Source organism: Pseudoalteromonas sp. McH1-42 (assembly GCF_022347845.1).
GTDB lineage: Bacteria > Pseudomonadota > Gammaproteobacteria > Enterobacterales > Alteromonadaceae > Pseudoalteromonas > Pseudoalteromonas rubra_D.
Genome location: NZ_JAKRFU010000036.1, coordinates 20,559 through 27,521 on the forward strand (window position 1 = coordinate 20,559; position 6,963 = coordinate 27,521).

The 6,963-nt window shown below is 49.4% G+C and carries 8 protein-coding genes; 7 read left to right on the forward strand and 1 reads right to left on the reverse strand.

Annotated features, from left to right (window positions below; all coding sequences use genetic code 11):
• The first annotated feature begins 11 nt into the window (after positions 1 to 11).
• Both MHN31_RS22865 and MHN31_RS22870 read left to right on the forward strand, forming a co-directional pair.
• Positions 12 to 1,292 (forward strand): alpha/beta fold hydrolase, encoded by a 1,281-nt coding sequence (locus MHN31_RS22865; protein WP_239445399.1) that lies wholly within the window; start codon positions 12 to 14, stop codon positions 1,290 to 1,292.
• Positions 1,293 to 1,295: 3 nt separating this feature from the next.
• Complete coding sequence (locus MHN31_RS22870) at positions 1,296 to 2,423, forward strand: GNAT family N-acetyltransferase (RefSeq protein WP_239445400.1); 1,128 nt, start codon at positions 1,296 to 1,298, stop codon at positions 2,421 to 2,423.
• Here MHN31_RS22870 and MHN31_RS22875 read toward each other — a convergent pair.
• On the reverse strand, positions 2,400 to 2,993 hold the full coding sequence (locus tag MHN31_RS22875; protein ID WP_239445401.1) for a DUF938 domain-containing protein: 594 nt from the start codon (positions 2,991 to 2,993) through the stop codon (positions 2,400 to 2,402). The genes MHN31_RS22870 and MHN31_RS22875 overlap by 24 nt on opposite strands.
• 170 nt (positions 2,994 to 3,163) lie before the next feature.
• On the opposite strand from MHN31_RS22875, the gene MHN31_RS22880 reads away from it, so the two are divergent.
• The 5 genes from MHN31_RS22880 (at position 3,164) to MHN31_RS22900 (ending at position 6,236) form a co-directional block, all read left to right on the forward strand.
• Complete coding sequence (locus tag MHN31_RS22880; RefSeq protein ID WP_171045162.1) at positions 3,164 to 3,340, forward strand: hypothetical protein; 177 nt, start codon at positions 3,164 to 3,166, stop codon at positions 3,338 to 3,340.
• 92 nt (positions 3,341 to 3,432) lie between these two features.
• Positions 3,433 to 3,804: a hypothetical protein gene (locus MHN31_RS22885; protein WP_125564730.1), complete on the forward strand. Its 372-nt coding sequence runs from the start codon at positions 3,433 to 3,435 to the stop codon at positions 3,802 to 3,804.
• A gap of 8 nt (positions 3,805 to 3,812) precedes the next feature.
• The gene (locus MHN31_RS22890) at positions 3,813 to 5,189 is read left to right on the forward strand and encodes a class II fumarate hydratase (protein ID WP_239445402.1); all 1,377 of its coding nucleotides are present in this window, start codon (positions 3,813 to 3,815) and stop codon (positions 5,187 to 5,189) included.
• Between the two features lie 90 nt (positions 5,190 to 5,279).
• Positions 5,280 to 5,849: a hypothetical protein gene (locus tag MHN31_RS22895; protein WP_239445403.1), complete on the forward strand. Its 570-nt coding sequence runs from the start codon at positions 5,280 to 5,282 to the stop codon at positions 5,847 to 5,849.
• 9 nt (positions 5,850 to 5,858) lie between these two features.
• Entirely contained in the window at positions 5,859 to 6,236 is a 378-nt protein-coding gene (locus MHN31_RS22900) for a hypothetical protein (RefSeq protein WP_125564736.1), read from the forward strand.
• Positions 6,237 to 6,963 lie beyond the last annotated feature (727 nt).

Genomic DNA, 6,963 nt, shown 5'->3' on the forward strand with positions numbered 1-6,963 from the left:
TGAAAAAAGGATTGTTAGTTTCCCTACTGGCTCCACTTATCCATCTGATGGCCATGCCAGTGCAGGCGCAAACATGCCAAAGTTTAGTGACCGATCTGCCTCGCTATCAGTCTGATGCTAACCAGGGCAGCTATCGCTTTGCTAACGGCACCGGTGATGCGATCCGGGACATACCCGAGGCGCAGTCATACTCAGCTTATATCCGCACAACTCAGGCACTGATCTTTGCTCGCAATCCCAAAGCAACGATCCCCTGTGAGCTGGCGACCAAAGTCTCTGCATTGCTGCCCAGTAAACCAACCCAGATCGCAGATTACGTTGCTCCATTTGAGTTAACGCATCCGAACAACCAAAAAGCGGTGCTGCTGATCCATGGCTTGACCGATTCGCCTTTTACCTTTCACGCTCTGGCCGCAGATCTGTATGCACAGGGTTACGACGTGAGAACTATGCTCTTGCCCGGGCATGGCACAGCGGCCAGCGACCTCAAAGAAACATACTACCGCGACTGGCAACAGCATGTGCGCTTTGCCATTTCGCGTACAGCCAGTGATTACAGCGACTTTGCTGTGCTGGGCTATTCAACCGGCGCCGCGCTGGCAACCACAGAAATTGCTGCACGTCGGCCAGATAATTTAGCTGCCCTGGTACTGGTTGCGCCCGCAACACAGAGCCACAGTGAGAAAGCCTGGCTGGCAAAATGGCTGGATTGGCTCCCCTGGGTTGACTGGGTGGATAAGGGAGCCGATCTGGACCTGGCAAAGTATGAGTCATTTCCACTGCATGCAGTCACCCTGGTGGAGCAAGCGATGACAGATATGCGTGAGGCCAGTTTACCGGCTTCTTTGCCAACGCTGGTGATTGCCAGTGATGTCGATGCCACCATTAATAGCCAGGTCACTTATCAGCTCTTATCACGCTGGGCGCAAGCACGTACAGCGCCACTGGCACTGCGAGTCTACACATCTGATGCGCTCACCGCGTTGCCAGAGTCTATCGATGTCACTGAAATCAAAACGCTGGACGGCGTGATTGATATGTCACACATTGGCTTTTTAAATCCACCCGACCACCCTTACTATGGCAAAACTGGTGTGTTTCGAAACTGCGATGCTTACCTTGACGACACCAGTGCCTTTGCCCACTGCAAAACCACGGACAAACCGTATTTTGGTGAGCGCAGCAAAGCAAATCTTGCTGAGTACACGCCGCTGATCAGGGTGTCTTTTAATCCGGATTATGACCCTATGACCACGCAGCTGGTCACGTTTTTAGACAAGGCAATGCAGTAAACTATGTATCAACACCGCTTTAGTACTGACCTGGCGACCCTCACCGAGACCGAACGAGCAGCACTGTCAGGCCATACCCCGTTTAGCAGTGTTCAGTGGCTGGAAGCGCTGGAATTAAGCGGCTGTGTAGGCGAAGACACGGGCTGGCTGCCGTACCACTTACTGGTATACCGTGACAGTCAACTGGTCGCGCTTCTGCCTGGCTATATCAAACTCCATTCTTATGGTGAATATGTTTTTGACTGGGCCTGGGCTGAAGCATACGAACGCCACCAGCTTGCCTACTATCCTAAATGGATCTGTGCCATTCCCTTCACGCCTGTGGTGGGCAGTCGTATGCTATCCGGTGAACCGATCTCTGATGCTTTGTATGACTATGTCACAACGGCCTTGCACCAGGAAGCACAACACCAGAACTGGTCAGGGTGGCATATCAACTTTCCGGCACAACGGGCTGGCTGGCAAAAACAACAGCTGATGGAACGTCATGGTGTCCAGTTTCACTGGAAAAACCAGGACTACAAGCACTTTGACGACTTTTTAAATGCCATGACCTCTCGCAAACGCAAATCTATCAAAAAAGAGCGCAAAGCGGTCACCAATCAAGCGTTAATCGTTCGCTGGTATCAGGGCGCCGAAATCACTGATGAAATACGACAAGCATTCTATCTGTGCTACGCCACCACCTATCTGAAACGCTCAGGGCACCAGGGTTACCTGAACGAAGCGTTTTTCCGGCAGATCTGTGACACTATGAGCGATCAGATTGCGATTGTATGCGCATACCAACAGGGAAAAATCGTGGCCGCCAGCCTGTACTTGCATGACCAACATACGCTGTATGGGCGATACTGGGGCGCACTTCAAAGCCACACGCATTTGCACTTCGAGTTATGCTATTACCAGGGCATCGAGTATGCCATTCGTCGCGGATTAACTCGCTTTGATGCAGGTGCACAAGGCGAGCATAAGCTGGCGCGTGGATTCGAGCCCGTCTTCACTTATTCTTATCACCATATTCGTCACCCTGACTTTGCTCTGGCAATTGACGACTACCTGACCCGTGAACGTGTCCATATGGCCCATTACCTGAATCAATGTGCTGAGTTACTGCCGTTTAAAGATCAGTAAACGATTGTTCGCAGGCATCGCATTGTCTTCTTTTAGCGTCAGTGCGGCACTGCTGGCCAGCGAGCAGATCCATTCGATATCACGGATCCCACTGTGCGAATTGCGACTCCGTAAAAACGCATCAAACTCCTGATTGCTCGCAGAAGTAAATTGGCCATGGTAATTGAAAGGCCCATATATCATCAGTAACCCTCCTGGCGTCAGATGTTGCGTGACTCCGGCAAAGAAGGCTTCAACCAGGGCTTCAGACACAATATGTAAAGTATTGGCGGTATAAATCGCAGGCACTTGCGTGACCGGCCAGGGTACTGATGACAGATCAAGGGTCAACGGCGCCGGTAAGTTCGCTGCACCACTGTCTTCGCACCACATTTGGATACCGGCATGATTCACCGCCAGATCGCTGCACTGCCAGATTAAATGAGGCAGCGCGCTGGCAAAAAAAGCGGCATGCTGACCAGTGCCTGAACCAATTTCCAGCACAGACGCCACCTCAGTGAGGTAGGGTCGTATTTTTTCCAGTATCGGTCGCTTATTGTTTTCGCAGGCTTGTGAGAAAGGTTTGTCCATATTGCACCTCTGTGATCCAAGTTTGCGCTCTATTGAGGCAATCTTGCCATTAAAATGCAAGTCATTTTAGATTGCATAACCTTAAACACATAAAAAATATAAGCTTTTATCCTTGGTATAAAGCATGCATTGTCTATACTGAAAATTCCACTTAACGCTTGGAGCACATTATGACAACCTCAGATCTCTCTCAAACCCCGTTACAAAGCCGTGGTCTGGTCGACACGGAAGCGGAACCTAATTTACTGGAAAGCCAGGACTACTGTCAGGAAGTTGCCAACATCCTGACCAGCCCGGAGCAAGAACGAGAAAAGACCTCTCAGCAATTTCTACTTGGCTATAACTAGACAATTAAACGCCCTGACAACAATCCGGGCTTGCTTACCTTGCCCTTTAGTGTAATGATAATTATTATCGTTACACTAAAGGATATTCCACTATGCTGACCCCGCTTGCGCTTATTAACTTTAAGCCGCATCTCAACGCGCACTGCACACGCCCTCACCTTGATGCACCACAGCAAGTTGCAGAGTTCATACGCACAGGCTGCGAGTTAGCAAAATGGTATGAGCGACAATCCTGTGCGTTATTACAGGAGCTGTACCTCAGACGAGTATTCTTTGAACTACTTAACCACATTGCTGATCCACTGGTTCATACCTGCATCAGACAACAATGTCTGGAGCAGATTTACAAACCCCTGCTGGCCCTAAAACGCTATTACAAAGCTAAGCGCAGAGGGTTACACAAGTTTTACCTGCTTGAGCGGGAAGCCAGGATCATCAGCCATGAATTTAATCCGTACAGCTAGGAGTTGTTATGAGCGAATTTCGTCAAGTTTCAGATAGCATGGGCGTATTAGACGTACCACAAGATGCGCTTTACCAGGCGCAAACTCAGCGGGCCATTAATAATTTTCCCGTCAGTGGCCTGACATTACCCGGTAGCTTTATTCGTGCCCTGGCTTACATAAAACAAGCAGCCGCGGAGTCAAATCAGGAACTGGGCCACCTGCCTTCGAACCAGGCTCAGGCCATCGTCTCTGCTTGTCAGCAGATCATTGACGGGGAACACCTGTCTCAATTTCCTGTCGATGTATTCCAGACTGGTTCAGGCACCAGCTCCAACATGAATGCCAATGAGGTCATCGCTTCTTTGGCCACTCAGCTCAGCGGCGAAACGATCCACCCCAATGACCATGTTAATATGGGGCAAAGCTCCAATGATGTTATCCCTACTGCGATTCACGTCAGCAGTACCATACTGGCCGTATATGAATTACTGCCAGCACTCAAGCACCTGTCTCAGACCATTGAGCACAAAAGCAAAGAGGTCGGTCATTTGGTTAAAACAGGCCGCACCCATCTGATGGATGCTATGCCGGTTACCTTTGCACAAACACTCAGCGGCTGGCAGCATCAGATCGATTCTGCCTGTGAGGGTATTGTCCAGGCACTGGAAAAGATTTATGAGCTTGGCCAGGGCGGCACCGCCGTTGGTACGGGAGTAAATGCCGATGCACGTTTCGCGGCTACATTTAACAGCTATTTAAGCAGTAATGTTGGGATCCGCTTCACCCCGAGTAAAAACTTCTTCTATAACATCGGCTCACAAGATGCCATTGTGGCGTTATCGGGTCAGTTAAAAACGCTGGCTGTCGCCAATATGAAAATCGCCAACGATCTGCGCTGGATGAATTCGGGCCCTCTGGCTGGGTTAAGCGAGATAGAGCTACAAGCTTTACAACCAGGTTCATCCATCATGCCAGGTAAGGTTAACCCGGTGATCCCGGAAGCCGCAGCAATGGTCAGTGCTCAGGTAATTGGCAATGATGCTACCATCACTGTGGCAGGCCAGTCAGGTAACTTTGAGCTTAACGTGATGCTGCCGGTCATTGCCTACAATATCCTGCAAAGTATCGAGTTGCTGGCAAATATGTCCCGTTTGCTTGCAGACAAAGCTATCGCTACTTTCAAGGTCAACGAATCGAGTCTGCAACAGACGCTCACCCGCAACCCTATCCTGGTCACGGCATTGAATCCGGTGATCGGGTATGAGAAGGCGGCATTTATTGCCAAGCAAGCCTATCAGCAAGGCCGCCCAATCATAGAAGTTGCCGCAAAGCACACCGACCTAAGCGAATCCCAGTTACGCGAATTACTAGACCCGCAAAAACTCACGCTCGGTGGCCTATAAGCAAATCACGCGCCTGTTATTATGGCGCGTGACCTCTTGTATCTGGAGAAAAAGCGCGGCACACTGGATAAAAAATTAACAGGATCGAATATGAACGCGTTTAAACTCTCTCTTTGCAGTTTGTTATTCATTGCAGGCTGCAATGCCTCACACAGTGAACCCCAAAATAATGAAGAAACCGTCACCACGCAACAAGACTCTGCGGAGCAGCGTGCGGTTGAACCTGCCAAGCTGCAGAAAAAAGCAGCGGTACGCCATGATGTTGGACACAGTAAACCTTCCCCAGCAGACAAAGTCATGGAAAAAGAACCTGTCGCGCACATAGATAAAGACGCGATCAACGAAGCCGGCCTGAAGAATCAACGTGCCTATCTGAAATTCATTACCAAAGACAAAGAATGTGATACCACGACTCAGTGCAAAGTCCTGCCTGTCGGTAGTCGTGCATGCGGTGGCCCATCTGATTATGTGATTTTTTCTACAAAAACAGCCAACCCCGACAAAGTAAAAGAACTGGCTGACAAGCTTACCCATGCCGAAGCCACCTATAATGCCAAAAATCGGATGATCAGTATTTGCGAACACCTGAGCGCGCCTGCAACTCAGTGCGTTAACAATAAATGTGTTAAACTCGAGCATTCAAATCAGGCAACCTACTAGGGAATTTCGATGAAGTATCAGTGTTTGACGCTGTTTTTACTGACAGGCTTGCTCAGCGGCTGTAGCGCCACACAGACCGCGCAGTCTGCAAGCAATGGTGATGACTTTGCGCTGGCAGAATTCGTTGCAGACAAAGGCTGTGATGCGAGCTTTCAGTGTAAAGTCATTGGAGTAGGAGAGCGGCAAACCTGCGGTGGTCCAAGCCAGTACGTCGTCTATTCGGTTCGCAACGTCGATGAAACTCAGGTAGAACAAATGGCCGTTGCAATAACCAAAAAAGAGCGCGCTATCAATCAGCAAACACCACCCAGTGAAGTGTGCAAGCAGGTGCTACCTATCCAGGCGCTCTGTATCAACAGCCAATGTCAGGCTATCACACTGAAATAACTTCTGCCTTAATGCTTTTACTGCCAGCAAGCTAAGCCTTTGCCTGGCAGTTAGCACTTATCCCACCCGACAACTAAACCAACCACTGACTCAGTAAAGAAATCGGTATAATGAGCAGAGCACACAAACATGCCCGCCATACATATCGGATCTCAATCTGCTTCTTCACCCAATAACAATAAATAAACTTCACCAGGTAAGTGGAAGCACAGCCAAATAGGGCAAAAATAACAAACAAGACAAGTAAGTATAGGGACACAATCAACTCATAACCTCAACAACCAGCATTCATCATAACGGGTCATTGCATACAGAGCAATGCGAGCTCCTTAATGAAGGCAAAGCATGGAGCCGCTATATAGGTGTTACTTAACTATCGAGAAACTTCGATGCTGTGCACCAGAAGAGCTCTCAGGATACATGGTTACATGAATGAACGCGAGGCATGGACGCCGAGCCGGGAGCCCTCCACAGGGAAGTGTCCCCAAAGACTGCTAGATACCAGCTTCATGGAGGAATAGACAACACCGCTCTGTCTACAACTTTTTTAAATCGCACATAGCAAAAAACCCGCTGCATTGCTGCAACGGGTTTCTTTTATTTGGAGCTTGGCAATGTCCTACTTTCACATGGGTGAATTGCGACCGAAGCACCGCTTCGCAGCTATCGTGCAAAGTCGTGCTTTAGCGCGGCCTTTGCGCAAGGTGAAATGAGCTATTGTAGAGAA

Excerpts from the sequence above, each read along its gene's own strand:
- MHN31_RS22870 (WP_239445400.1), top strand. The coding sequence starts at position 1,296 with ATGTATCAACACCGCTTTAGTACTGACCTGGCGACCCTCACCGAGACC.
- MHN31_RS22875 (WP_239445401.1), bottom strand. The coding sequence starts at position 2,993 with ATGGACAAACCTTTCTCACAAGCCTGCGAAAACAATAAGCGACCGATA.
- MHN31_RS22880 (WP_171045162.1), top strand. The coding sequence starts at position 3,164 with ATGACAACCTCAGATCTCTCTCAAACCCCGTTACAAAGCCGTGGTCTG.
- MHN31_RS22885 (WP_125564730.1), top strand. The coding sequence starts at position 3,433 with ATGCTGACCCCGCTTGCGCTTATTAACTTTAAGCCGCATCTCAACGCG.
- MHN31_RS22890 (WP_239445402.1), top strand. The coding sequence starts at position 3,813 with ATGAGCGAATTTCGTCAAGTTTCAGATAGCATGGGCGTATTAGACGTA.
- MHN31_RS22895 (WP_239445403.1), top strand. The coding sequence starts at position 5,280 with ATGAACGCGTTTAAACTCTCTCTTTGCAGTTTGTTATTCATTGCAGGC.
- MHN31_RS22900 (WP_125564736.1), top strand. The coding sequence starts at position 5,859 with ATGAAGTATCAGTGTTTGACGCTGTTTTTACTGACAGGCTTGCTCAGC.